This is a genomic window from Variovorax sp. PvP013, from assembly GCF_050435945.1.
GTDB lineage: Bacteria > Pseudomonadota > Gammaproteobacteria > Burkholderiales > Burkholderiaceae_C > Variovorax.
Map to the genome: position 1 here is coordinate 820,764 of NZ_JBNDLF010000001.1, position 24,552 is coordinate 845,315.

At 71.9% G+C, this 24,552-nt stretch carries 20 protein-coding genes and 1 riboswitch; of the genes, 16 read left to right on the plus strand and 4 right to left on the minus strand.

All coding sequences use genetic code 11. The features are described 5' to 3' along the window. The first annotated feature begins 45 nt into the window (after positions 1–45). From ABID77_RS03960 to ABID77_RS03980, 5 genes are read left to right on the plus strand one after another with little or no spacing between them, the layout of a single operon-like run. The gene (locus ABID77_RS03960; protein WP_429591179.1) at positions 46–654 is read left to right on the plus strand and encodes a tetratricopeptide repeat protein; all 609 of its coding nucleotides are present in this window, start codon (positions 46–48) and stop codon (positions 652–654) included. A gap of 49 nt (positions 655–703) precedes the next feature. Continuing rightward, complete coding sequence (locus ABID77_RS03965) at positions 704–1,315, plus strand: peptidylprolyl isomerase (RefSeq protein ID WP_429591182.1); 612 nt, start codon at positions 704–706, stop codon at positions 1,313–1,315. A gap of 17 nt (positions 1,316–1,332) precedes the next feature. Continuing rightward, on the plus strand, positions 1,333–1,845 hold the full coding sequence (locus ABID77_RS03970) for a peptidylprolyl isomerase (RefSeq protein WP_429591185.1): 513 nt from the start codon (positions 1,333–1,335) through the stop codon (positions 1,843–1,845). 20 nt (positions 1,846–1,865) lie between these two features. After that, positions 1,866–2,639: a UDP-2,3-diacylglucosamine diphosphatase gene (locus ABID77_RS03975; RefSeq protein ID WP_429591187.1), complete on the plus strand. Its 774-nt coding sequence runs from the start codon at positions 1,866–1,868 to the stop codon at positions 2,637–2,639. A gap of 11 nt (positions 2,640–2,650) precedes the next feature. Then, on the plus strand, positions 2,651–3,436 hold the full coding sequence (locus tag ABID77_RS03980) for a zinc-dependent peptidase (protein ID WP_429591190.1): 786 nt from the start codon (positions 2,651–2,653) through the stop codon (positions 3,434–3,436). A gap of 111 nt (positions 3,437–3,547) precedes the next feature. Here ABID77_RS03980 and ABID77_RS03985 read toward each other — a convergent pair whose 3' ends face one another. Then, positions 3,548–6,481, minus strand: coding sequence for a DUF349 domain-containing protein (locus tag ABID77_RS03985; RefSeq protein WP_429591193.1), 2,934 nt, complete (start codon positions 6,479–6,481; stop codon positions 3,548–3,550). 106 nt (positions 6,482–6,587) lie between these two features. After that, entirely contained in the window at positions 6,588–10,400 is a 3,813-nt protein-coding gene (locus ABID77_RS03990) for a DUF748 domain-containing protein (RefSeq protein ID WP_429591196.1), read from the minus strand. A gap of 356 nt (positions 10,401–10,756) precedes the next feature. Between ABID77_RS03990 and ABID77_RS03995 the strand changes: the two genes are divergently transcribed. The 11 genes from ABID77_RS03995 to ABID77_RS04045 all read left to right on the plus strand — a co-directional run bounded on the left by ABID77_RS03995 (position 10,757) and on the right by ABID77_RS04045 (position 22,913). Next, entirely contained in the window at positions 10,757–11,626 is an 870-nt protein-coding gene (locus ABID77_RS03995; protein WP_429591199.1) for a transglycosylase SLT domain-containing protein, read from the plus strand. Positions 11,627–11,668: 42 nt separating this feature from the next. After that, positions 11,669–11,798: riboswitch (ZMP/ZTP riboswitch) on the plus strand. A gap of 42 nt (positions 11,799–11,840) precedes the next feature. Next, the gene (gene glyA, locus ABID77_RS04000; protein WP_429591202.1) at positions 11,841–13,085 is read left to right on the plus strand and encodes a serine hydroxymethyltransferase; all 1,245 of its coding nucleotides are present in this window, start codon (positions 11,841–11,843) and stop codon (positions 13,083–13,085) included. A 22-nt stretch (positions 13,086–13,107) separates the two neighbouring features. Further along, positions 13,108–13,551, plus strand: coding sequence for a transcriptional regulator NrdR (nrdR, locus tag ABID77_RS04005; RefSeq protein WP_429591205.1), 444 nt, complete (start codon positions 13,108–13,110; stop codon positions 13,549–13,551). 121 nt (positions 13,552–13,672) lie between these two features. Then, positions 13,673–14,281, plus strand: coding sequence for a type IV pilus modification protein PilV (pilV, locus tag ABID77_RS04010; protein ID WP_429591207.1), 609 nt, complete (start codon positions 13,673–13,675; stop codon positions 14,279–14,281). Next, positions 14,278–15,261: a PilW family protein gene (locus ABID77_RS04015; protein ID WP_429591210.1), complete on the plus strand. Its 984-nt coding sequence runs from the start codon at positions 14,278–14,280 to the stop codon at positions 15,259–15,261. The genes pilV and ABID77_RS04015 overlap by 4 nt, the downstream gene beginning before the upstream one ends. Next, positions 15,258–15,866, plus strand: a complete 609-nt coding sequence (locus ABID77_RS04020; protein ID WP_429591213.1) for a pilus assembly PilX family protein — start codon at positions 15,258–15,260, stop codon at positions 15,864–15,866. Before ABID77_RS04015 ends, ABID77_RS04020 begins: the two co-directional genes overlap by 4 nt. 5 nt (positions 15,867–15,871) lie before the next feature. Next, positions 15,872–19,909 carry a pilus assembly protein gene (locus tag ABID77_RS04025; protein ID WP_429591216.1) on the plus strand — a complete coding sequence of 1,346 codons (4,038 nt, stop codon included), beginning with the start codon at positions 15,872–15,874 and terminating at the stop codon, positions 19,907–19,909. Further along, the gene (locus tag ABID77_RS04030) at positions 19,896–20,372 is read left to right on the plus strand and encodes a type IV pilin protein (protein WP_429591219.1); all 477 of its coding nucleotides are present in this window, start codon (positions 19,896–19,898) and stop codon (positions 20,370–20,372) included. Before ABID77_RS04025 ends, ABID77_RS04030 begins: the two co-directional genes overlap by 14 nt. Beyond that, on the plus strand, positions 20,360–20,989 hold the full coding sequence (locus ABID77_RS04035; protein ID WP_429591221.1) for a GspH/FimT family pseudopilin: 630 nt from the start codon (positions 20,360–20,362) through the stop codon (positions 20,987–20,989). The genes ABID77_RS04030 and ABID77_RS04035 overlap by 13 nt, the downstream gene beginning before the upstream one ends. 48 nt (positions 20,990–21,037) lie before the next feature. Continuing rightward, positions 21,038–22,177: a bifunctional diaminohydroxyphosphoribosylaminopyrimidine deaminase/5-amino-6-(5-phosphoribosylamino)uracil reductase RibD gene (gene ribD / locus ABID77_RS04040; protein ID WP_429591224.1), complete on the plus strand. Its 1,140-nt coding sequence runs from the start codon at positions 21,038–21,040 to the stop codon at positions 22,175–22,177. A gap of 61 nt (positions 22,178–22,238) precedes the next feature. After that, on the plus strand, positions 22,239–22,913 hold the full coding sequence (locus ABID77_RS04045; protein WP_429591226.1) for a glutathione S-transferase family protein: 675 nt from the start codon (positions 22,239–22,241) through the stop codon (positions 22,911–22,913). A 16-nt stretch (positions 22,914–22,929) separates the two neighbouring features. On the opposite strand, the gene ABID77_RS04050 is transcribed toward ABID77_RS04045, so the two are convergent. Next, positions 22,930–23,229: a hypothetical protein gene (locus ABID77_RS04050; RefSeq protein WP_429591229.1), complete on the minus strand. Its 300-nt coding sequence runs from the start codon at positions 23,227–23,229 to the stop codon at positions 22,930–22,932. Between the two features lie 298 nt (positions 23,230–23,527). Next, complete coding sequence (locus ABID77_RS04055; RefSeq protein ID WP_429593275.1) at positions 23,528–24,517, minus strand: Bug family tripartite tricarboxylate transporter substrate binding protein; 990 nt, start codon at positions 24,515–24,517, stop codon at positions 23,528–23,530. Positions 24,518–24,552 lie beyond the last annotated feature (35 nt).

Consider the following 24,552-nt stretch of genomic DNA (forward strand, 5'->3'; position numbering starts at 1 on the left):
CGTCGTCTTTCTCACTCCCGCGCACGCCGCTTTCCTCGAGACTCCATGAAGCACGCCGCCCTCTCTTCCTTCGCGTCCGGCGCCGCCCTGAGGCGGTCGGCCGCCGCGCTGATGTTTCCGGTGCTCTCGCTCCTGGCGCTGGCCGCGCACGCCGACGACTACGGCGACGTCAACCGGCTGCTGCGCCAGGGTTCGCCCACCGAGGCGCTGGCCAAGGCCGACGCCTACATCGCCGGCAAACCGCGCGATCCGCAGATGCGCTTCCTGCGCGGCGTGATCCTGACCGAGCAGGGCCGCACCGCCGATGCCACGCTCGCCTTCACGCAGCTCACGCAGGACTTCCCCGAGCTGCCCGAGCCCTACAACAACCTCGCCGCGCTCTACGCGCAGCAGAGCCAGTTCGAACGCGCCCGAGACGCGCTGGAGACCGCCATCCGGCTCAGTCCCGCCTATTCGACCGCCTACGAGAACCTCGGCGACGTGTACGCCCGTCTGGCGGCCCAGACCTACGACCGCGCGCAGAAGCTCGCACCGGCCAATTCCACGATCGCACCCAAGCTCGCATCGCTGCGCCAGGTCTTCGCGACACCCGCCTCGGGGGCCCTGCCCCCGGCCACGCCGGTGCCCCGCCGCGTCCCGAACAACAATCGCTGAGCCGGCTTCGTCTCCGCCGGCTCGCTTCCGATCCCATCAGGTCCCGTCCATGCCTTTGTCCACCTCGTCGTACGTCCGCCGCTCGCGCCGCATCGTCCTGCGCGCCACCGCCCTCCTGGCCTTCTCGCTCGCACTGACCGGACCCGTCCTGGCCCAGGGCGCCGCGCCGCGCGTCAAGCTGGCGACCTCGGCCGGCGACATCGTGCTCGAACTCGCGCCCGACAAGGCCCCGAAGACGGTCGCCAACTTCCTGCAGTACGTGCGCGACAGGCACTACGACGGCACGGTGTTCCATCGCGTGATCGACGGCTTCATGATCCAGGGCGGCGGCTACACGGCCGACTTCAAGGAGAAGCCCACGCGCGCGCCGGTCCCGCTCGAGGCGGGCAATGGCCTGAAGAACGAGCGCTACACCGTCGCCATGGCACGCACCGCCAACCCCGACTCCGCCACCTCGCAGTTTTTCATCAACGTGAAGGACAACGCCAACCTCGACGCGCCCAACCCCGACGGCCACGGCTACACGGTCTTCGGCAAGGTCGTCTCGGGCGCCGAGGTGGTCGACAAGATCCGCGCGGTGCGCACCGCCGGCCAGGGCCGCATGCAGAACGTGCCGGTCGAACCCATCACCATCCAGTCCGCCACCGTCGTGGCGAAATAACGAAGGAGCTTCTTTCCATGAGCAACCCCCAAGTCGAACTCAGCATCAAGAACCACGGCACGATCACGCTCGAACTCGATCGCGCCAAGGCGCCCAAGTCGGTCGAGAACTTCCTCGCCTACGTCAAGAAGGGCCACTACGACAACACCGTGTTCCACCGCGTGATCCCGGGTTTCATGGTCCAGGGCGGCGGCTTCGAACCCGGCATGCAGCAGAAGCCGACGGCCGGCGAGATCGAGAACGAGGCCAACAACGGCCTGAAGAACGACACCTACACCGTCGCCATGGCCCGCACCAGCGCGCCGCACTCGGCCACCGCCCAGTTCTTCATCAACATCGCCAACAACGGTTTCCTCAACCACACCGCGCCGTCGGCGCAGGGCTGGGGCTATGCCGTGTTCGGCAAGGTCGTCGGCGGCACGGACGTGGTCGACAAGATCAAGGCCGTCAAGACCGGCCGCAAGGGCTTCCACGACGACGTGCCGCTCGAGGACGTGGTGATCGAGAAAGCCACCATCCTGTCGGAGTAAGGCTTCCGCGAGACGACGGCATGCCCGGCCACCCCTTCGCCGAGATCGTCGCGCCCGCGGCCTGGCGCACCGTCGACCTGCTCTCCGACCTGCACCTGCAGGCCTCGGAGCCCGCGACCTTCGAGGCCTGGCGCGGCTACCTGGAGACCACCCCGGCCGATGCGGTCTTCTTCCTGGGCGACCTGTTCGAGCTGTGGGTGGGCGACGACGCGGCGGACGCGGCAGGCTTCGAGGCCGAATGCGCCGACATCCTGCGGCAGGCCGCCGAGCGCAGGCCACTGTTCTTCATGCACGGCAATCGCGACTTCCTCGTCGGCGCGGACTTCGCGGCGCGGTGCGGCATGACGCTCGTCGACGATCCGACCGTGCTGATCTTCCAGCGTGAACGCTGGCTGCTCTCGCACGGCGATCTCCTCTGCCTGGCCGACACCGAGTACCTCGCATTCCGCGAACGCGTCCGCTCGCCCGAGTGGCAGCGCGACTTCCTCGCCCGGCCGCTGGCGGAACGCCGTGCGCTCGGCCGCTCGATGCGCACCCGCAGCGAGGACCGCAAGCGCGATCCCGATGCCGTCTGGGCCGATGTCGACACGCCAGCCGCGCTCGCTTGGCTGCGACAGACGCGCTCGCACACGCTCATCCACGGCCACACGCATCGTCCGGCCGATCACTCGATGGACGCGATGGGCGCCTTCCGCCGCATCGTCCTGAGCGACTGGGACGCCGCCGCCGACCCGCCGCGTGCACAGTTGCTGTGTCTGTCGGCCGTGGGGGCGCAGCGCGTCGACGTGCGCTGAGCCGGTCGGCCATGTTCCGCTGGCTCCGTGGCCTTCGCGCCGCTCCTGACATCGCCGACGCGCTCTGGCACGCCACGCTGGCGCGCTACCCGTTCCTCGCCGACCGCGACGCCGACGACCTCGTCCGGCTGCGCGCTCTGAGCGCGGAGTTCCTGCGCGACAAGGAATTCCACGGCGCGCGCGGTTTCACGATCACCGACGAGGTCGCGCTGGCGATCGCGGCGCAGGCGGTGCTGCCGGTGCTGCACCTCGACGGCGGCCTCGCCTGGTACGACGACTTCGTCGGCATCGTCGTCCACGCCTCCGAAGTGGTGGCGCGGCGTCGCACCACCGACGAGGCGGGCGTGGTGCACGAGTACGACGAGGTGGTCGCCGGCGAGGCGATGGACCGCGGTCCGGTGATGCTCAGCTGGCAGGACGTGCTCGCGAGCGGCTCGGTCGCCGGCTACAACGTCGTCGTCCACGAGTTCGTCCACAAGATTGACATGCGCGGCGGCGAGGCTGACGGCTGCCCGCCCCTGCCGCCGGGCTTCCTGGGCACGGCGAGCGCGCGCGATGCACGAGCGGCCTGGATGGCCGTGCTGCGACCGGCCTTCGACGACTTCCATGAGCGCACCGTGATCGCCGAGCGCTTCGGCGGTGCGACGCCCTGGCTCGACGCCTATGGCGCCGAATCGATCAGCGAGTTCTTCGCCGTGGCCTGCGAGGCCTATTTCGTGAACCGGCCGGTCTTCAAACGCGAGTTTCCGACCGTGCGGGCCTTGTTCGACGCGTTCTTCGAACCCGCGAGAGACTGAACAAAGAAGCGGCTCGGCGGCCTGCAACAGCCATCGAGCCGCCTTCGCGGTCGTCGTCTTTCGGAAAGGCGTAAGACCTTGGTCGAGTTCCCGCTGGCCGAGCCAGACCGTCTACTTGCGCAGCAGCGCCTTCAGCGCGTTCTGCAGGCGGCGCGCCGCGTTCGCATCGTGCGAGGTGGCGAGCACCTTGCCGGCGTCCTCGCCCCAGGTCTGGACCGGCGCCGGGTCGCCACGGCGGGTCAGCAGCTTGAGCTGCAGCGCGCGGCGGGCATCGATCTGGTCGGCCGGAGTCGGCACCTCGGCGGCCATCTCCAGGCGCAGCAGCGCTTCGGAAGCGGCATCGGCGGACGCGGCGGGCGCCGCACCGAGGGCCTGCGACCAGCTGCCGCGCACCGACGGCGACACGGCGCGGCCGAGTTCCTGCACGCTCGGCAGCTGGGCCGCATCGCGCTTCTCCCAGGCGCCGAGCAGTTGCGTGAGCGCTTCGCCGTGCGCTTGCGCGGCGAGCTTGCGCAGCGACATCTCGGCATGCTCCAGGGCCTCGCGCTGGGCGCGGAAGGCCGCGTCGCCCAGACGCGGGCCGCGATCCTCGAAGCGCGGGGGACGATCGCCGAAGCGACCGGCACCCGGGCCACCCCGGGCGTCGGAGCGACCGCCGTCCGGACGCGGTCCACGGTCGTTGGGCCGGCCACCGGGGCCGCTGCGGCCGTCGCGGCGATCGCCGCCGAAGCGGCCATCGCGACCGGCGGGCACCGCCTCGGCCTTGCGCGTGGCGGGACGGTCGTCGCCACGCCGCGCCACCACCGCCTTGACGGGCGGCTTGGGCGGCGCCACCGGCGCGGGAGCCGCGTCGGGCACGGCACCCGCCGCGTTGTCGCCGGCATCGGCGCGCGCGCCGGCGTCGGAGCTGTCGGCCGGGGCGATCAGGTCGACCGGGCCGGACGCCGCGGCGGGCGCCGGCGCGTCTTCGCCTTCGACGGATTCCAGCGGTGCCGGCACGGCCGCTTCCTGGGCGCTCGGCTGCACGTGGGCGCCTTCGCCGAATTCGGCGGCGGCCTGACCCGGGGCCACGACCTCGGTCGCACCGACCGGGGGACCGTCGCTGTCCGACACGGGTGCCGGCGGTGTCGACACGGCGGGTGCCGGTGGCGCCGGCGGCGGTGCCTCGCCGCGCATGGCGCCCTCGAGACGCGCGATGGCGGCGCGGATCTTCTGCGCGTCGCCGGTGGCGTTGGCCGCCTCCAGCGCCTTCGAGGCGTCGAGCACGTGGCGGTCGTGCTCGCTCATGGCGGACGACGCCTTCTCGCGCTCGGCCGTCTTGCGGTTGAAGGCCTCGTCGATGGGGGCGCGGAAGGCGTCCCACATCTTCTGTTCGTGGCGGCGGTCGAGCGGCACGCCCTGCGCCTCGGCCTGCCAGCGCTGCTGCAATGCCTTGACGGCGTCGATGCGCAGCACCGGCGCGGCGCCCAGCTCGACCGCCTCGGCGATCATGGCCTGACGGCGCTCGACGCTGGCCTTCTGGGCGGCCTCGAACGGCGCGCGAGCGGCACCGAAGGCCTCGTTCCACTGCGGCTGCAGCTCGGCGAAGAGCTTCTCGCCGACGTGGCCGGCGTCGCGCCAGCGATCGGCGAACTGGTGCAGCGCGCGGTTGTGCGCCTTCAGGTCGGCGGCGTCGGCGTGCTCGGCCGCCCAGGCCTTGACCTCTTCGATCAACGCAAGACGATGGGCGCGGTGCTCCGCGGCATCGGCACGAACCTTGTCGAGCCAGGCCTCGACGACCTTGTGCGCCTCGTTGCAGGCTTCGTCGAAGCGTTTCCACAGCGCGTGGTTGGGCATGCCGCCCTGGTCGGCCTGCTTCCACTGGTCGCGCAGGGCGCGCAGGCTCTCCTGAATCTTGCGGCCGCCCAAGGCCTGGCCCTCGGGGCGCTTGAGCAGGCCCTCGGCCTTGGCGACCAGTTCCTCGCGCACCTTGTCGGCGCTCCAGCGCTGCCAGCCCTCGAGTTCGCCGGCGGCGACCAGCGCGGCATGCACGCGCGCCTCCAGCGGTGGCTCGACCAGCTTGCCGTGATCCTTGAGCACGGCGCGCAGCGCGGCGGCGGCACCGGCGCTGGCCTTGCCATGGCCCTCGGCCGTTTCCTTCTCCAGCGTGGCGAGCGCGCCCTCCACGGCGGTCTGCGCGGCGGCGAACTTCTCGGGATCGGCCTTGGCCGATCCGGTCTTGACGGTCTTCACCGGGGCCGACGCGGCGGCCGTGGCGGCGGCGTGCGTGGCGGCTTCGGTCGGCAGTCCGCGCGCGGCGCGCAGCTCGTCGGCCCAGACGGGCACCGGCGGCAGCGGCGCGGCGGCATCGGCGGCGGCCGTGACGGTCTGGGCCAGCGCGACGTGGAACGCGTCCGACACCACCAGCAACTGGGCCTTGGAGGCCTCGAGCTGCGGCGCGAAGCGGGCGTCGAGGCTGCTCCAGTTGGGATCGCCGGCGAGTTCGCCGACCTGCTGCTGCCAGTGGGCGACGTCGCCGCGCAGGGCTTCCTCGGCGGCCTGGGCGTTGCGCCAGCCCTTGGTGGACAGCACCTCGAAGCGTTGCGCCAGCAGCACGGCGGCCTCGCGCTGCACCTGGGCGCGGTGCTGCAGGTCCTCGATGCTCTTGACGCGCTCGGCCAGGCGGTTCTTGAGTCCGGCGAGCGGCTCGCGCGACAGCGGCGCGCCGGCACGGGCCGCATCGCGCTGCCAGGCCATCGCATCGGCGATGTTGAGCTTGGACTGGCCCAGGAGCGTCTCGGCCTTGGCGGCCCATTCGGCGCCGATGGCCTCCTGGCCCTTGGCGCGCTTGATCTCGTCGAGCTTCTCGCGCAGCAGCCGGGCGGCGCCCTTGTCGCGGCCGCTCAGCTCCTTGAACACCCCCTGCATCTGCTCGGTCGTGGGATTCGTCGCGAGCCAGTCGCGGATGCGCTGGGCTCTCTCGCCCGACGTCGGCGCGGTGAAGGCGCCGCCGGTCAGGGCGTCGAGGGACGGGATGTCTTGGTGCTTGGAGGAATTGGAAGTCACTGCGCGCTGCTGAATCGTTGTCTGGATGGAAGGGAAAACCGGGCCGGTCCCGGGGTCGGACGGCCGGTGAATGGCGTCATTTTCACCGACCGGAGGCCCCCCGTCTTCATCGGGTCGCCAGATTGAGCTGGGCAGAGGGTTTCCAGCCCTCCTCCGCCGCCGTGCGGACGCGCGCCGCGCCGATGAAAAGCCGCTCGCTGGGCAGCTTCTGAGCCAGCAGATGGTCGCGCACGACCGCGCCGCGCGCCACGGCGAGCTGGCGCATCGACTCCTCGTCGACGGCGATGTCGGCCAGCAGCAGCGCTTCCATCTCCGCCACCGGCAGGTCCTTGGCCAGACCGATCAGGTTGCGCGGCTTGGTCACCTCCGAGCGCTTGTAGACGGCAGCGAGCAGCGCCGGGTACTCGGCGTCGGTCAGCGGCGCCACGTCGGCCGCGTCCTCGCCCGAGCGGGCCGCCGCCCGGCGCTTTTCGGCCTGCGCGAGCTGACGCAGGCGCTGGCGCTTGTAGCCCTCGCGCTCCATCGCCAGATTGGACGTGCCCACCACGGTCATCTGCAGGGTGGGCCGCTCCAGCAGGCCCTTGGCGATGCCGTCGAGGCTCTCCTTCGCCGCCGCCGGGAGCACCGCGCTGCCGGTGTCGAACGTCACCACGCTGGCCTCGCCGGCGCCGCCGCCGCCGCTCAGGCCACGGGCGATGAGGCTGAACGGCGACGTCACGGCCTTGACGATCAGGTTGCCGAGGGCCCGCATGATCAGCGAGCCGACGCTGAACTGCGGATCGTTGAGCGAACCGCTGATGGGCACGTCGACGTCGATCACGCCGTTGCGGTCGGCCAGCAACGCCACCGCCAGCCGCACCGGCAGGCTGTTGGGCGCGCCCTCCACGGCCTCGCCGAAGCGCAGCTGGTTGAGCACCAGCTTGTTGGTCGCGGCGAGCCGGCCGTCGGGCGAGATGCGGTAGTTGATGTCCATGCTCAGCTTGCCGCGCTCGATGCCGTGGCCGGCGAAGCGCACCGAGTACGGCGTGAGCGGCGCCAGGTCGAGGTCGCGCATGCGCGCGGTGATGTCCAGTTCCAGCGGCTTGGCCACCGGATTGATCTTGCCGACGATCTCCAGCGAGGCCGTCTGCTGCGCCTTGCCGCGCAGTTCGAGGTCGGCCATCTCGGCCTTCTCGCCGGGGCGCGAGGTGAAGGCGCTCAGCTTGCCGGTCAGCTCGCTCAGGTCGGCCGAGTAGTTGGGCTTGACGAACAGGTCGGTGAAGTCGATCTTGCCGTTGACCAGGCGCATCGGGCCGAAGCGCAGGACGGCCGCCGGGCCGGACGCCGCCGCCGTGGTGGTCTTCGCGGACGCGACGCCCGCCGTGGGGGCGGCGGCGCTCGCGCCCGATGCGGCGGGCGCGGCCGGCGCCGCGAGGGTCACGGTCTCGCCGTCGGGCAGGCGCTGCTGCGTGACGGCCACCGCCCCCGGCGGCGCCGCGCCGGCCGCGACCGGCGCGCTCGGCGTCGACTTGCTGCCACGCCCCAGATCGAGCAGGTTGACGCGCCCGGTCGGGTCGACGATGACGCGGGCGAAGAAGTCGGTGAGCGTGGTCTCGCGCACGTCGAGCGAGAGCGGCGCGCCCGGCGCCAGCGCCAGTTGGAAGCCGCGCAGGTTGAGCGACTTCCAGCTCAGCAGCCGGTCGTTGCCGCGCTCCAGTCCCGGCGCGCCGGGTTGCGTGAGGGAGGCGCTGTTGGCGCGGAAATCCTCGACGGCGGTGTCGCCCGCCAGCCGCAGGGTGATGCCCGACGCGGCGCTCGCGAAGCGCACCGTGCCCTGGTAGCTGGCGAACGCGCGGCGGATGTCGACGTTGAGCGGATCACCGTAGTAGGCCTTGAAGGCGTGCGCCGGGAAGCCGCCGACGTCGAGCCGGCCCTCGGCCGAGAGCGGCTGCAGCACGACGTTGCCCTGATAGTCGAGGCGCCCGGCATCGGCGCGGCCGGCCGCGATGCGGGCCGACAGCCGCACCGGCGAGACGTTCGCGCTGCCGGGCGCGATTTTCTGCGCCGCCAGCGTCAGCGCCGTGACCTCGACGGCCACCGGCGCGCTGCCCGCCGCGTCGGCATAGGACACCGTCCCGCCGTCGACCGCCAGCGCGCCCAGCGAGAGCCGCCACGGCCGGGTGTCGGCGCCCGACGGCGGCGCGGCGGCGGCCACGGCGGGCTTGGCCGCGGCGACCGGGGCGCGGGCGGCGTCGGGCCGGTCGGAGGTGCGCAGCCAGCGCTCGAACATCCAGCGCCGCTCGTTGTCGCGCTCGACGCGGACCTTGGGTGCGATGGCCGTCGCCGAGGCGATGGCGAGCGTGTGGTCGGCCAGGTCGACCTCGGCGTCGACCAGTTCGAAGCGGCCGGCGCTCGCCAGCGCGGTCTTGCCCTGGGTCAGGGCCAGGCCGTCGGCCGTCAGGCGGGGCGCCTTCAGCGTCAGCCGCGCCGGCGTCGCGGTCACGTCCCAGGCCACGTCGACCTGTCCGCCGAGCTTGCCGTCGAGCGTCGGCACCAGGCTCTGCGCCAAGTACGGCGCGGCCAGCGACAGCGGCAGGTCGGCGACCTCGGCGCGCGCGCGGGCGACCTTGTCGGTGGCCTCGCCATCGAACTTGAGCGGCGCGCCGCCGACGGCGGCCGAGCCTTCGAAACGCGCCGGCGTCGTCATCGGCCAGGCGATGGCGGCGACGTCGAGGGCGAGCTCGTCGACATCGACGACGGCCGCCGGACGCGTGGTCTCGTCGCGCCAGCCGACGTGGCCGCCGGTGAGCGCGACCCTGTCGACCTGCACGCGCAGGGCGGGCTTGGCGGCCGGCACCGCGGCCGGGTCGGCGGCGCTGGCCGCCGGACGCGGGGTCGCGACCGGGCGGGTGGCGCCGGTGGCCGGATCGGTCGCCAGCAGTTCGAGCCGGCCGGCCGCATCGCGCACCAGCTTCAGTCGCGGTGCTGCGAGCGCGACCTCGCCGAGGTGGATCACGCCTTCGAGCGGCCGCACGTCGGCCAGCGTCACCTTCAACGAATCGAAGCTCAGCAGTTCGTTGGCGCGCGCATCGGCGAACTTCGCGCCGCGCGCCGCCACGGTGCCGCCGATGCGCAGGCTGGAACCGCCGCTGCGCTCGAAATCGATGCGCAGGTCGGCGTCGAGCCGCCCGGCCTGCAGGCGCACGGGCAGCCCGGCCGGCAGGTAGCCGAGGTAGGGCGCGAGGTCGAGGTCCTTGACGACGAGGCTGGCGTCGGTCTTGCGCGTCTCGGCGAAGGGCGTGCTCGACGCCCTGGAGTCGAACGTGCTGCCGTCGAGCACGAAGGCCAGCCGGGGCTCGGTCACGACGTCGCGCAACGCACCGAAGTTGCTCAGGAACGGCACGTCGAGCCGGAAGTCGCGCAGTTCGTGTGTGCGGCCGACCGTCCGGTCATCGAAATCGACCGATCCTTCCGAGACGGTGATGTTGTGGATCGCGAAGCGCAGCGGGTCGCCGGCGGGTTTTTCCGGGCCGGCGGCGAGTTTCGCCAGGATGTCGTCGACGTCGTAGCGGCCGTCCGCGAGGTGCGTGAGCCGCACGGCCGGCGCCTCGATCGCGACGGCGTCGATGACCGGCCCGAGGCGCACGATCGACTGCAGTTCCGCGTTCGCGTAGATGCGCCGGATCGTCAGCTGCGGCTCGGCGCCCTCGGCCCCGGCGATGCGCAGGTTTTCCAGGCTGAGTTCGAGCGTCCAAGGCTTGAAATCGACCCGCTCGACCGTCACCGCCCGGCCGAGCTTCTCGCTGCCGATGCGCTCCAGCTGACCCTTCAGCAGCGGCGGTACCGCCAACCACAGCAGCAGCCCCGTCGCGAGCACCGCCATCAGCGCGAACGCGCCGCGTCGTACCCATTTGTTCTGTTTCACCGAAGACACGTCCATCGGTCGAGTTTGCCGCAAAGCCGTCGGGGTCCCGATGTCACGGCGATGTCAAGCCCATGTCGCCTGCGCCTACACGAAAGTCATTTATATGCATAAAGAAAGATTTCTTTATTCTTGACTCGTTATTTAGAGCTTTTTAGAATGCCTGTCGCCCAATCACTCGGTACAACCTAAGTACTAGAGCATCAGGCTCCGCTGCCGACCACAACGTACGTCGGCTCCGTCAGGCGACCGCGCTCACTCCCAAGATGTCCTCGCGCGGACCTGGCTTTTGCCAATCCAAGTGCCCTGCCCCGAGACCGTCGTCCTTCCTCGAAGTGCGCCGTGCCCCGGAGCTCCGCACCGAAAGGAAAGCGATGAACGAGGCGTTGAAGACCACGGGCCGAGGGCTCAGGACCTTCGGGTCCGACGTGGTCGACGGTTTCTTCGAGATCACCCACAACGGTTCCGCGCTGGTCGGCCTGGCGACGGTGTTCGCCGTGCTCGCCCTCACGGCGCGCCCCGACCTGCGCGCCACCGGCGAGCAGCACTTGATGGGCTGGCTCGAATCGCGCAAGCCGGTCGTGGTGGTCGATGCCACGGCGCCGGAACCCACCGCCATCGACCGCACGACCGCGGCCAGCCCGCACGAACTGCCCAAGTCGCAAGCCGCGGTGGCCTACTGGCTGAGCAAGAAATACCGCGTGGCGGCCGAGCCGTTGAGCGTTCTGGTGTCCGAAGCCTATTCGCTCGGCAAGCGCACCAAGCTCGACCCGACGCTGATCCTGGCGATCATGGCCGTCGAGTCGAGCTTCAACCCGTTCGCGCAGAGCCACGTCGGTGCCCAGGGCCTGATGCAGGTCATGACGCGCGTGCACGTCGACAAGTACGAGCGCGCCGGCGGTTCGCTCACCGCCTTCGACCCCGTGACCAACATGCGCGTGGGCGTCAAGGTGCTGCAGGAATGCATCGCCCGTGCGGGCTCGCTGGAAGCCGGTCTGCGCTACTACGTCGGCGCCGCCAACCTCGAGGGCGACGGTGGCTATGCCGCGAAGGTGCTGGCCGAACACGAGCGGCTGCGCCAGGTCGCCGGCGGCGCCTCCGTGCCGACGACCAACCCACCGCTGCTGCGCGCCCAGGCAATCCCGGCCGCGACGCCACCGACGGCCAAGGCCGACGCGGCACCGTTGCCGGCTTCGGCACCCGCGCCGGTTCCGCAGAAGGTCGCGCTGCTGTCCGATTTCTGAGAGCCCGTGCCGCCGGACGGTCATGGGGCCCTCGGCTACACTCGTCGGGTGCGCGACTGGCGATAGGCGCCGCCCCTTTTCCGGCGGATGGCGCTGACGTGGAACACCACTGGGAAGCGTGCCGCCCCTCCATGAACGGACGGGTGTTCAGCCGTTCGCCTGGGCAGCCCTTGTTTGCTTGAAGAACAAGGACCACCGTCTTCAAAGGACTGCCATGTACCACCGCGACATCCTGGTCGAACAGACCGACCCCGAACTCTTCGCCGCCATCCAGGCCGAGAACGCTCGCCAGGAACACCACATCGAACTGATCGCGAGCGAGAACTACGCCTCGCCCGCCGTGATGGCCGCCCAGGGCTCCCAGCTCACCAACAAGTACGCCGAGGGCTACCCCGGCAAGCGCTACTACGGCGGCTGCGAGCACGTCGACGTGGCCGAGCAGCTGGCCATCGACCGCGTCAAGCGGATCTTCGGCGCCGACGCGGCCAACGTGCAGCCGCACTGCGGCGCCTCGGCCAACGAGGCCGTGTTCCTGGCCTTCCTCAAGCCCGGCGACACCATCATGGGCATGAGCCTGGCCGAGGGCGGCCACCTCACGCACGGCATGCCCCTCAACATGAGCGGCAAGTGGTTCAACGTCGTGAGCTACGGCCTGGACGCCAACGAAGCCATCGACTACGACGCGATGGAGCGCAAGGCGCACGAGCACCGTCCCAAGCTGATCATCGCGGGCGCCTCGGCCTACTCGCTGCACATCGACTTCGAGCGCTTCGCCAAGGTCGCCAAGGACGTCGGCGCGATCTTCATGGTCGACATCGCCCACTACGCCGGCCTGGTGGCCGCGGGCGTGTACCCCAACCCGGTACCGCACGCCGACGTCGTCACCTCGACCACGCACAAGAGCCTGCGCGGCCCGCGCGGCGGCATCATCCTGATGAAGTCGCAGCACGAGAAGGCGATCAACAGCGCCATCTTCCCCGGCCTGCAGGGCGGCCCGCTGATGCACGTGATCGCGGCCAAGGCGGTGGCCTTCAAGGAAGCCATGGCGCCGGAGTTCAAGGCCTACCAGCAGCAGGTCGTGAAGAACGCGCAGATCGTGGCCGACACGCTGACCGAGCGCGGCCTGCGCATCGTCAGCGGCCGCACCGAGAGCCACGTCATGCTGGTCGACCTGCGCGCCAAGGGCATCACCGGCAAGGAAGCCGAGGCCGTGCTGGGCAGCGCCCACATGACCATCAACAAGAACGCGATCCCCAACGATCCCGAGAAGCCGATGGTCACCAGCGGCGTGCGCATCGGCACGCCGGCCATGACCACGCGCGGCTTCAAGGACGAGGAAGCGCGCCTGACGGCCAACCTGATCGCCGACGTGCTGGAGAACCCGCGCGACGCCGCCAACATCGAGGCGGTCCGCGCCAAGGTGCACGCGCTCACGAGCCGGTTCCCGGTCTACCGCTGACCGCCGTGCCCGGCACGACCGCATGAAGTGCCCGTTCTGCCGTCATGCCGAGACGCAGGTCGTCGAGACCCGCGTCTCGGAGGACGGCGACTTCGTGCGACGCCGCCGCCAGTGCGGCGCCTGCGACAAGCGCTTCACCACCTATGAACGCCCCGACGTGGGCTTTCCCGTCGTCGTCAAGAAGGACGGCAGCCGCGCCGACTTCGACTCGAAGAAGGTGCGCGCCTCGATGATGCTGGCGCTGCGCAAGCGCCCGGTGGGCATCGAACAGATCGACGGGGCATTGCTGCGCATCGAGCAGCAACTGCTTTCGAGCGGCTTGCGCGAGATCGCCACGACCGATGTCGGCGGCCTCGTCATGCGCGAGCTCGAAGGCATGGACAAGGTCGCCTACGTGCGATTCGCCTCGGTCTATCGCAGCTTCGAGGACGTCGACGAGTTCCGCCAGCTGCTCAAGGACATCTGAGCCCGGCCGCCGAATGGCGCCCAGCCCTCGCCGGGCGGCGCGAAACGGCCCCCGAGGGCGGCCAGAATCCCCCGCACAAGTCGCCATCCAGGGAGGCGGCACCAAGAAGCTGGGGAAACGTGTGCGACAAAGAAGCCATCGTCGGCCGCGGGAGGCGGCCGGCTCGACGCTGATCGAGGTCCTCGTCTCGATCGTCATCCTGTCGTTCGGTCTGCTGGGCATGGCGGGCCTGCAGGCCACCGCGCTGCGCAACAACCGCGAGGCACGGCTGCAGGCGAGCGCCGTGCGGCTCGCCACGGACTTGGCCGAGCGGATGCGCGGCAACCCCGTCGTCGCCCTGCGCCGCAGTCCCGGATCGAACCCCTACCTGCAGTCGCGCACGCGCGCGGCACCGGCCGGCACCACGGCCGACTGCGTGACCGCAACCTGCGCCACGCCGGAGCAGGTCGCGGCGTGGGACATCGGCGAATGGCTGCAGCGCGTGTTCGCCCCGGAGGGCGGCCTGCCCGATGCGCGCGTCACGGTCTGCTTCGACGAGCAACCCTACGACGGCGACGGCCTGCCGGTCTGGCGCTGCAGCGGCACGGGCGACGTCCTGCAGATCAAGCTCGGATGGCGCCGCGCGAGCACCGACCGCTCCCGCACCGGCGGCGCGGCATTCGACCGCGTCGACGACACCGACAGCCGCCCATCGGTGTCGGTGCCGGTGATGGCGGGGGTGACACCGTGAAGCGGCGCGACCACGGCCTCACGCTGATCGAGCTGATGGTGACGCTGGTCCTGGCGCTGGTCGTCGTGCTCGCCGCCGTGACCGCCCTGCTGGCCACGCGGCGCGGCTTCCAGGGTGTGGACGCCGTCGGCCAGCTGCAGGACAACACGCGCTTCGCCGTCGATCTCGTGCAGCGGATCGCCGCCCAGAGCGGTTATCTGGCGGACGACCACGCCGTGCAGACGCGGCATACCGTCCTCCCCCTCGCGGGAGCGCCGTCGTCGCCGAGCGACGTCCAGGGCTACGACGACGCCCTCGGCCCGGCGGGCGTGAACGGCAGCCGCGCCAGCGGCTGCACGGCGTCGGCCGGCGCGTCCTGCCGCCAGGGCGGCGACGTCCTCGTGCTGCGCACCCAGGCCGCCGCGCGCGCGCCGGGCGCCGGCGAGACCGATCACGCCACCCTCGACTGCATGGGCGACGCGGTGAAGACGCCCCCGGCCGAGCGCATCGACCGGAGCGTCAGCGTGTTCTACGTCGCCGTCGGCAACGACGCCGAACCCTCGCTGATGTGCGCGGCCGGGACGATGGGCGCGTCCGGGGCGACGCTGGGCCCGCCGCAACCGACCGTCCAGGGCGTCGAGAGCTTCCAGGTGCTCTACGGCGTCGACGGCGTGCAGCCGAACGCGAAGACGCCGGCCGCCACCCCGGCCGACGGCGTCGCGGAACGCTACCTGCGCGCCGATCAGCTGGTGGTGGCCGGCGACGACGCGGCGACGCGAGAGAACTGGTCGCGCGTGCGGTCCCTGCGCATCGGCATGGTGCTGCGCGGCCTGCCGGGTGCGGTACAGGACCGGACGTCGAGACCCACGCTGTATCCGCTGGGCGAAGCCATGTCCTCCACGGACGACCCGGGCACCCGCTTCGTGCCGGAGGCCGATGGACGACTGCGCCGGACCGCGGCGTTCACCGTCCACCTGCGCAACCGGCAGGACCTGCCATGAGGCGCGCACGGATTCCAACCGCGCCGGCGCAGCGCGGTCTGTCGCTGATCGTCGTGCTGCAGTTGCTGCTGCTGGTCTCGATCCTGGGCATCGGCGCGGCGCAGATCGCGACGATGAACGAACGCGGCGCGCGCAACGACCGCGACGCGCAGTCGGCGCTCCAGGCCGCCGACGCCGGTCTGGCCGACGCCATCCGCGACATCGACGGTCCGGCCGGTGCGGTCGCGCGCGCCGACGCCTTCGCCGACGGCGCGGGCATCGATTTCGTCGAAGGCTGCGGCACCGGCCCCAGGAACCGGGGGCTGTGCGTGCAGAAGCTCGCGGGCAAGCCGGTCTGGCAGGACGTGGACTTCACCGACACCACCCGCACGGCCGGCTTCGGCGACTTCACCGGCCGCACCTTCGCCAGCGGCGCGGGCGTCGAGCAAGGCGTGCGGCCGGCGATGGCGCCGCGCTACGTCGTCGAGGCCGTCGACGACCGGGAACTGCTGGGCGACCTGTCGGGCCCGGCGCCCAAGGTCTACCGGATCACCGCGATGGGCTTCGGACCGCGTCGCGACATCCAGGCCGTCGTGCAGGCGCTCTACCGCAGGAAGAAGGACTGAACCGCATGAAGAATCCTCCCCGCCACATCGTCGTGCGATGGGTGCCGCCGCTCGCCCTCCTGCTGGCATCGGTCGCCTCCTGGCTGGCGTTCGGCCAGAGCGCGGACGTCCGGCAGGTGGAGCTGTCCGCCGAGCCGCTCTACGCCGGCGCCGGTGGCCAGCGGCCGACGCTCACCCTGGCCCTGTCGGTCGAATACCCGACCGTCGGCGCCCAGTACCTCAACCCCGTCTACGACGCCGGCGACACCTACGTCGGCTACTTCGACGCCGCGAGCTGCTACGCCTACGTGGACGATACCGACGCGGCGTTGCGCCGCTTCGACCGCATCGGCGCGGCGGTCTCGCACGGCTGCCGAGGGGCGGGCTTCAGCGGCAATTTCATGAACTGGGCCACGAGCTCGGCCATCGACGTGCTGCGCCTGGGCCTGACCGGCGGCGACCGCATCGTCGACACGCCCGAGATGACCGTGCTGCAGCGCGCGGTGCTCTACGCGCCCTTCGACGGCAACTTCGCACGCAAGCGGCTCGCGCGCGCCGCCGCCGCCGACGCCGTGCCCCGGGCGCTGCTGGGCGACTGGGACGGCGACGTCTTCATCGGCAACTGCCTCGACCGGGTCGAGTTCGGCACCGTCGGGACCGGCAGCTGCACCACGCCGGGCGACAACGCCGATCTCGGCGTCGGCCTGCCGGCGCTCGACGGCACCTCGACGACCGCGCACGGCTCGACGCGGCTGTCGAGCGACCGCTTCTTCTACGCCCGGGTGCGGGTGTGCGAGACGGACGGCGCGCGCGCGCTGACCGATCCGCGCGCCGGCCTGTGCGCGCTCCAGCCGGCGGGCAACTTCAAGCCGGTGGGCAACCTGCAGAAATACGCCGACCGCCTGCGCGTGGCCGCCTTCGGCTACCTGCTCGATCCGAGCAACGCGCGCTACGGCGGCGTGCTGCGCGCGCCGATGAAGTTCGTCGGCGCGACGAGCCGCGACGCGGCGGGCGTGCGGCAGCCGTCCAATCCGCACGTCGAATGGGACCCGTCGACCGGCGTGTTCGTCGCCAACCCGGACGGCGCGGCCGAGGGCGTGAGCGGCGTCGTCAACTACCTCAACCGGTTCGGCCGCACCGGGGCCGTGCCCGGCATGTACAAGCGCTACGACCCGGTGAGCGAGCTCTACTACGAGGCCCTGCGCTACCTGCAGGGTCTGCCGCCGACCCCGCAGGCCACCGCCGGCATGACCGACGCCATGAAGGACGGCTTCCCCGTCCACGACCGCTGGGACGACCCGCACGCGGGCGGCAGCGCGACGCGGGACCAGTCCTGCCTGCGCAACAACATCCTGGTGATCGGCGACATCCACACGCACAAGGACGCGTCGATTCCCGGCCGCGCGAGCACCGACCCCGAGGAATTCGCGCGCCCCGCCGACCCCTCGGGCAACGAGCCCGACTTCGCCGCCTGGACGCGCGTCGTCGGCGGTTTCGAGTCGGACACGCGCGTGCCCTACCCCGGCGATCCGGCGCATGCCAGCGCCAATCCCAACCCGGCCGGCTCGCCGCGCTCGCCGATCGCCGACCTGGCGACCATCGGCCCGGGTTACGACATCGCCGGCATGGCGTACTGGGCCCGCACGCACGACATCCGCGGCACCTCGTGGACCGCCGAGCCGGCGCGGCAGCGCCCCGGCATGCGCGTGACGACCTACGTGCTGGACGTGAACGAATACGGCGACAGCACCCGGCTCGACGACCGCCGGCGCAACCAGTTCTTCCTGGCGGCCAAGTACGGCGGCTTCCAGGACCGGTCGGGCACGGGCAGTCCCTTCGTCGGCGAGAAGGGCGGGCTCGACAACGGCGCATGGGAGAGCGCCGCCGGCCAGGGCGATCCGCGCACCTATTACCTCGCGAGCAGCGCCGGCGACGTGCTCAAGGGCCTGGACGAGATCTTCGCGAGCCTCGCCTCGCGCAGCGACACCATCGCCGCGGGCGACGCCCCGACCGCCGCGCTCACGGCCGGCGAGACGGCTTCCGTCTACCGCACGAGCTTCGACAGCGACGGCTGGCGCGGCGACCTGCTGGCCCTGCCGCTCGCGCTCGACACCACGGGCCGCGTGCAGGCCGGCAGCACCCGGGCCGAGGCCCGCTGGTCGGCGGCCGAACGCCTCGACGCCCCCACGCTCGACCCCGATCGGCGCCGGATCTTCATCGGGCGGGTCGACGCGTCCGAGCGCACGGCCGACGAATTCCGCTGGGCACTGCTGGAGGACGGCGGCGCCGACCGTCCGAAGGCGCTGCTCGACCGGATCGACGCGGCGACGCCGCCGGACGCGCTGGGATCGCAGCGCGTCGATTTCCTGCGCGGCGATCGCAGCCTGGAGGGCATCAGGTTCCGCCGGCGCACCAGCCGCCTGGGCGACTTCGTGAACTCGGGCGTCGCGTTCTCCGGCGCGCCGACGGCCCGCCACGGCTCGACGTCGTACGTCGCGTTCCACGACCGCCACGCCGGGCGCAGGAAGGCAGTGTTCGCCGGCGCCAACGACGGCATGCTCCACGCCTTCGACGCCGACACCGGCGACGAGCTGTTCGGCTACATCCCGAGCTGGATGGGCCCGCAGCTCGCCACGCTGACCTCGCCGGCCTACGACGCCGGGCTGCACCGCGCCTATGTCGACGCCACACCGCGCGTGGCCGAGGCCGAGACCGCCGACGGCGGCTGGAAGACGGTGCTCGCCGGCGGCACGGGCGGCGGCGGCCAGGGCGTCTACGCGCTGGACGTCAGCGATCCGGCCGCCTTCGACGCCTCGAAGGTCCTGTGGGAGTTCACCGACCGCGACGATCCGGCCCTGGGGAACGTGATCGGGCGGCCGCAGATCCTGAAGTTCCGCACCAGCGCCGTCGCCGCCACGGGTGCGCCGACCTACCGCACCTACGTGGTCGTCGCCGGCGGCGTCGACAATGCCCGGCCCGACGGCCGAGCGAGCGCCGACGGCGCGCCGGCGATCTTCCTGCTCGATCTGTCCAAGCCCGTCGGCACGCCCTGGCGGCTCGGCGCCAACTACTTCCGCCTGTCCGTGCCGGTCGATGCCGCGCTGGCGCGGACGGTGGCGCCCGGCATCGTGGACTTCAACCCCGTGATCGGCCGCGCCGGCGAGGTCGAGTCGCTGTACTTCGGCGACCTCCACGGCCGCCTCTGGAAGCTCGATTTCTCGAGGAAGGGCAGCGCCGACTGGACGATGCCGGCGCTTTCGGCCTTCGCCCGCAACGGCGCCGCGCTGCCGCTGTTCGTCGCCCGCGACGCGGGCGACGGATCGGCCGCCGGCCGGCCGCAACCCATCGGCACGGCGCCCCGACTGATCGCCGGACCGGACCGGAGCATCCTGGTGGCCTTCGGCACGGGCAAGTACCTCGAGGCCGACGACAACCAGAGCGCCGGATCGGCGCAGCGGCAGTCCGTCTACGTGCTCTACGACGATGCCTCGGCCGCCGTGGACGGCGGCGACGGCGGGGCCATCGCCGGCCGGTCCCGGCTCGCCGCCGGCGTCGCGCGCGGGGGCGCGGTCACCGTCCCGGCCTTCGCCTGGGGCCGCCCGGGAAAGGACGACGACCCGACCCGGCGCGCCGGCTGGTACGTCGACCTGCCCGCCGCGGGCGAACGCCAGGTCAGCGACATGGCGACCTTCGGCGACACGCTGGTCTTCGCCTCGCTGGTGCCACCGGCCGCCACGGGCGACGTGTGCGGCGGCGGCTCCGGCAACGTCTACCAGGTGAGCCTCGTCACCGGCGAGGGCCGGTCCATGGCCTCGACCGTGGGCGTGCCGGGCACGCCGATGGTGCTGCGCAGCGGACCGTCGGTCCACGGTCCGGTCGACGGCACCGGCCGCGGCACCACCACCACCCGGGGCCGCGTCGTCGCGCGGGGTTCCGGCGGCAACGACGCCCTGGGCTCGACGGCCGCCGGCGATTTCGGCTCGCTCACCCGGACGAGCGTCTTCGGCACCCTGAGCTGGCGACGCATCCCCAACTACCAGGCCCTCCACCATGCCAGGGACTGACCACGCCGGCGCAGGTACCGGAACGCGCGGCTTCACGCTGATCGAACTCGTCGTCGCCGTGGCGATCGTCGCCCTGCTCGCGACGATCGCGCTGCCGGCCTATCAGACGTCGGTCCTGAAGGCGCGTCGCGCCGAGGCGCGCGCGGCGATCCTCGACCTCCTGCAGCAGCAGGAGCGCGTGATGACGCAGACGGGCACCTACGTGGCGGTGAAGACGCCCGGCGCGACCGGCACGCCGTTCAAGACCCACTCGGGCGACGATCCCGCCACGGCCGCCTACCTGCTGGGCGCCACCGCCTGCGACGCGGGTGACGGCGCCACGCCGTCGCTCGGCGAATGCGTGCGCGTCAAGGCGACGCCGGCCCGCGCCGACCCCGCCGTCGACACGCTCTGGATGGAGAGCTCCGGCGCCCGGGGCTGCGAGGGCACCGCCCGGTCGGAAACGCGCACGTGCTGGCCCTGATGCGCCGCATCCGCCGTCCGTCGGAGGACCCGCGGGCAAGGACCGGCTCGCCCGGCTTCACACTGGTCGAGCTGATGGTGGTACTGGCCATCATGAGCCTCCTGCTGGCCCTGGCGACGCCGAGCTTCATGGCCTTCCTGCGCAATGCGCAACTCGCGTCCGCCGCCCATTCGTTCGTCGCCAGCCTCAACGCGGCGCGCTCCGAGGCCATGAAGCGCAACCTGCCGGCCCTGGTCGTGCCGCTCGAACCCGGCCGCCGCGACTGGACCCGGGGCTTCGTGGCCTTCGTCGACGTCGACCGCGACGGCCGCTACACCGAAGGCGTCGACCTCACCGTGCTCAGGCAACTGCTGGACGCGCCCTACCTGACGATCGCGGGCACCGGCAGCTTCAAGGGAAACCCCGCCTACGTGCGCTACGATGGCTCGGGCTTCGCCAAGAAGGCCGACGACAGCCCCAGCAACCTCAGCATCAGCATCTCCAGGAACGATGTCTCCGGCACCGACGCCTTCACGCAGAGCCGGCGCATCTTCATCGCGCGCACCGGCCGCCTGCGGATCTGCACACCGGCTTCGGAGCGCGACAAGCGCTGCGAACCGCTCGCCGTCGATTCCTGAGCCGCTCCCGCCGCACCGGCGGCATTGTTCCGCCCCGCTTCCCCACCGATGAAACTCACGCCCGAAGACTGCATGGCCGAGGCGCTGGCGCTGGCCCGCAGCGCGCTCCTGCTGACCGACCCCAACCCCCGCGTGGGCTGCGTCGTCGCCGCCCCCGACGGCACCGTGCTCGGCCGCGGCCACACCCAGCGCGCGGGCGGCCCGCACGCCGAGGTGATGGCGCTGCGCGATGCGGCCGCGCACGGCCGGTCGGTCGCCGGCGCCACCGCCTACGTCACGCTGGAGCCCTGCGCGCACCACGGTCGCACGCCGCCGTGCTGCGACGCCCTCGTCGCCGCCGGCATCGCACGCGTGGTCGCCTCGCTGGCCGACCCCAATCCGCTGGTCGCCGGGCGCGGCTTCGAGCGGCTGCGCGCGGCCGGCATCGCGGTCGAGGTCGGCCCCGGCGCCGAGGCGTCGCGCGAACTCAATCCCGGCTTCCTGAGCCGGATGACGCGCGGCACGCCCTGGGTGCGCATGAAGATCGCCGCCTCGCTCGACGGCCGCACCGCATTGCCCGACGGCAGCAGCCAGTGGATCACCGCCGAGCCCGCGCGCGCCGACGGCCACGCCTGGCGGGCGCGGGCGAGCGCGGTGCTCACCGGCGTCGGCACGGTGCGCGACGACGATCCGCGCCTGGACGTCCGCCTGATCGGGACGCCGCGCCAGCCGCACCTCGTCGTCGTCGACAGCGACCTGGCCACGCCGCCCACGGCCCGGCTGTTCGACGTGCCGGAGCGCCGCGTCTGGATCTACGCCGCGCGCCGCGACGAGGCCCGCGCGGCGGCGCTGGAGGCGCGCGGCGCGACCGTCACCTGCCTGGGCGACGCGCGCGGCAAGGTCGACCTGCCGGCCCTGCTGCGCGACCTCGCCGCGCGCGAGGTCAACGAGCTGCACGTCGAGGCCGGCCACAAGCTCAACGGCTCGCTGCTGCGCGAGGGGCTGGTCGACGAACTGCTGCTCTACCTCGCGCCCAAGCTGCTGGGCGACGGCCTGGGACTGGCCCACGAACCCTTCGCGGGCGGGCCCCTCGCGCGGCTGGCCGATGCGACGGCGCTGGCGTTCACGGCGGTCGACCGCGTCGGAGACGACCTGCGCATCCTCGCGCGCGTGGCCGGACACGGAACACTCGCGGTTCCGTCACCCTAGCGTCGGCAGCGCCGGTCACGGACGCTGCATGGATGCCTCCGATCGACTTCAGGAGCTTTTCATGATCACCCTCACCGCGCTCAAATGGGTTCCGCCGTTCGCACAGGGCCAGGTCCGCGACCACCGCATCCGTTGGGTGCTCAAGGAGGTCGGCTGGCCCTACCGGGTGGAACTGATCGACACCGTCGTCCAGCAGGACCCCGGCTACCGCCTGGAGCAGCCCTTCGGACAGGTTCCCCTGTTGCGCGAGGACGGCCGGCCGACGCTGTTCGAGACCGGCGCCATCGTGCTGGACGTCGCCACGCGATCGGGCCGGCTGCTGCCCGAGGCCGAAGCCGACCGCGCACGCGCCGTCTGCTGGCTGTTCGCGGCCCTGAACTCGGTCGAGCTCTTCCTCGCCCAGCTCGCGGAGGTCGACTTCTTCATGAAGGACGAGGCGGACAAGGCCCGGCGGCGCCCGGGCGTGATCGAGATGATCGAGACGCGCCTCGGCCAGCTGGACGTGGTCCTCCAGGACCGGGCGTACCTGGTGGGCGACGCCTTCACGGTGGCCGACCTGATGATGTCCTCGGTGATGAAGATCGTCGGTCACACGGACCTGCTGGCGCGCCACGCGGCCGTCGCGGCGCATCGCGACCGCTGCTTCGCCCGGCCGGCGTATCGGGAGGCGATCGCCGAGCAGCGCCGCGACATCGCCGCGCACGGTCCGCGGGACATGAAGTACCCGTCCGCGTGAACCCGGGATCCGGGCGTCACCTCGCGGGCAGGTCGGGCGGGACGCCGCCGGCCAGCGCCCACGCGGCGTGCCGGGAATCCTCGACGAACCACAGGCCCCGGCCCGCGTTCCAGATCAGCGACTCCCTGCGCAGCCGCTCGAGCGCCACCTGCACGGCCGACGGGCCCGGCACGGCGACGTCGGTGCCCGGCGCCGACGCCCGCATCGATGCCGCGTAATGCTCCAGCGCCGCGCCGTCGAAGGGCGTGAAGTCGCGACCCAGCCGGGCCGTGCGGTGGAAGATCTCGAAGGCCTCGTGGAGCACGTCCAGGCTCAAGTGCTTTCCGAGGATCGAATGACCGAGCACCCAGGCCAGGCAAGTGTCGTCGAGTTCGGGCAGGTGCTCCTGGCGGGCGTAGAAGAAGGCCTGGTGCGGTGGAAGATGTGCTCGCGGTCGCGCCGCAGAGACAGGGACTTCACGGCCATGGGACGATTCGATTATGGGAAATTATGCTGATTCCCATCGATTATGAGGAATTGGGCAGGTCCAGTGCCGACCTCGCATCGGCGGCCATCCGCGGCGTCATGCCGCCCGTGCTCTTCGTCCTTCTGCCGCCCCTCCCGCCGACGCGTCTTCACTCGGCGCTGATCTTGCGCTCCCGCACCACCCTGCCCCACTTGTCCGACTCGGCACGCATGAAGGCCGCCAGCTCGGCCCGGGTCATGGGCTGCGGCGTCAGGCCATGCTTGTCGAGGGCGTCCTTGACGCCGGGGTCGACGAGCACCTTCACGATCTCCGCGTTCCAGCGGTCGAGCAGCGGCGCGGGGGTCTTCGCCGGCGCGACGAAGGCGTACCAGTTGAGCGCCTCGAAGCCGGGATAGCCGGCCTCGGCCACGGTCGGGATGTCGGGCAGGTAGGCCGGCCGCACGAGGCCGGTGGTGGCCAGCGGCACGAGCTTGCCGGCCTCGACCTGCGGCATCGCCGTGGGCGGCGCCGAGAAGTACGACGCCACGCGCTCGCCCAGCAGGTCCTGCAGGGCGGGCGCCCCGTCCTTGTAGGGCACGTGGGTCATGTCGATGCCGGCGCGCTGGTTGAACAGCTCGCCCGCCAGGTGCGAGGCCGAGCCCGCGCCGGTGGAGGCGAAGTCGATGCTGCCGGGCTTCTTCTTCGACAGCGCGACGAATTCCGCGAGCGTCTTCGCGCCCACGGCCTTGTTCACCACCAGCACGTTCGGGAAATTGACGCCGCCCGACACCGGCGCGAGGTCCTTGAACGGGTCGTAGGGCAGCTTCATCAGGTGCGGGGCGATGGTCAGCGGTCCGATCGAGCCGAACAGCAGCACCGAGCCGTCGGTCGCCGCGTGGGCGACGTACTGGTGCGCGATGTTGCCGCCGGCGCCGCCCCGGTTGTCCACCACCACGGTCTGGCCGATGTTCTCGGCGAGCTTCTTCGCGATGAGCCGCGCGGCGGCGTCGGCGGCGCCGCCGGGCGCGAAGCCAACCACCAGGGTAATGGGCTTCCTCGGCGGGAAGTCCGCGGTCGCGGCCGTCTGGGCGATGGCGCCCGTGGCGCCGAGCGCGCCCAGGCCCATCAGGGCCGCGGCGGTCAGCCTTCGTCGTCGAATTGGCATGGGATTCGTCTCCATCGGGGGTCGTCGTG

What these genes read in the sequence shown, in the direction of transcription:
- ABID77_RS03960 (WP_429591179.1), top strand. Translation starts at nt 46, where the DNA reads ATGAAGCACGCCGCCCTCTCTTCCTTCGCGTCCGGCGCCGCCCTGAGG.
- ABID77_RS03965 (WP_429591182.1), top strand. Translation starts at nt 704, where the DNA reads ATGCCTTTGTCCACCTCGTCGTACGTCCGCCGCTCGCGCCGCATCGTC.
- ABID77_RS03970 (WP_429591185.1), top strand. Translation starts at nt 1,333, where the DNA reads ATGAGCAACCCCCAAGTCGAACTCAGCATCAAGAACCACGGCACGATC.
- ABID77_RS03975 (WP_429591187.1), top strand. Translation starts at nt 1,866, where the DNA reads ATGCCCGGCCACCCCTTCGCCGAGATCGTCGCGCCCGCGGCCTGGCGC.
- ABID77_RS03980 (WP_429591190.1), top strand. Translation starts at nt 2,651, where the DNA reads ATGTTCCGCTGGCTCCGTGGCCTTCGCGCCGCTCCTGACATCGCCGAC.
- ABID77_RS03990 (WP_429591196.1), bottom strand. Translation starts at nt 10,400, where the DNA reads ATGGACGTGTCTTCGGTGAAACAGAACAAATGGGTACGACGCGGCGCG.
- ABID77_RS03995 (WP_429591199.1), top strand. Translation starts at nt 10,757, where the DNA reads ATGAACGAGGCGTTGAAGACCACGGGCCGAGGGCTCAGGACCTTCGGG.
- glyA (WP_429591202.1), top strand. Translation starts at nt 11,841, where the DNA reads ATGTACCACCGCGACATCCTGGTCGAACAGACCGACCCCGAACTCTTC.
- nrdR (WP_429591205.1), top strand. Translation starts at nt 13,108, where the DNA reads ATGAAGTGCCCGTTCTGCCGTCATGCCGAGACGCAGGTCGTCGAGACC.
- ABID77_RS04020 (WP_429591213.1), top strand. Translation starts at nt 15,258, where the DNA reads ATGAGGCGCGCACGGATTCCAACCGCGCCGGCGCAGCGCGGTCTGTCG.
- ABID77_RS04025 (WP_429591216.1), top strand. Translation starts at nt 15,872, where the DNA reads ATGAAGAATCCTCCCCGCCACATCGTCGTGCGATGGGTGCCGCCGCTC.
- ABID77_RS04030 (WP_429591219.1), top strand. Translation starts at nt 19,896, where the DNA reads ATGCCAGGGACTGACCACGCCGGCGCAGGTACCGGAACGCGCGGCTTC.
- ribD (WP_429591224.1), top strand. Translation starts at nt 21,038, where the DNA reads ATGAAACTCACGCCCGAAGACTGCATGGCCGAGGCGCTGGCGCTGGCC.
- ABID77_RS04045 (WP_429591226.1), top strand. Translation starts at nt 22,239, where the DNA reads ATGATCACCCTCACCGCGCTCAAATGGGTTCCGCCGTTCGCACAGGGC.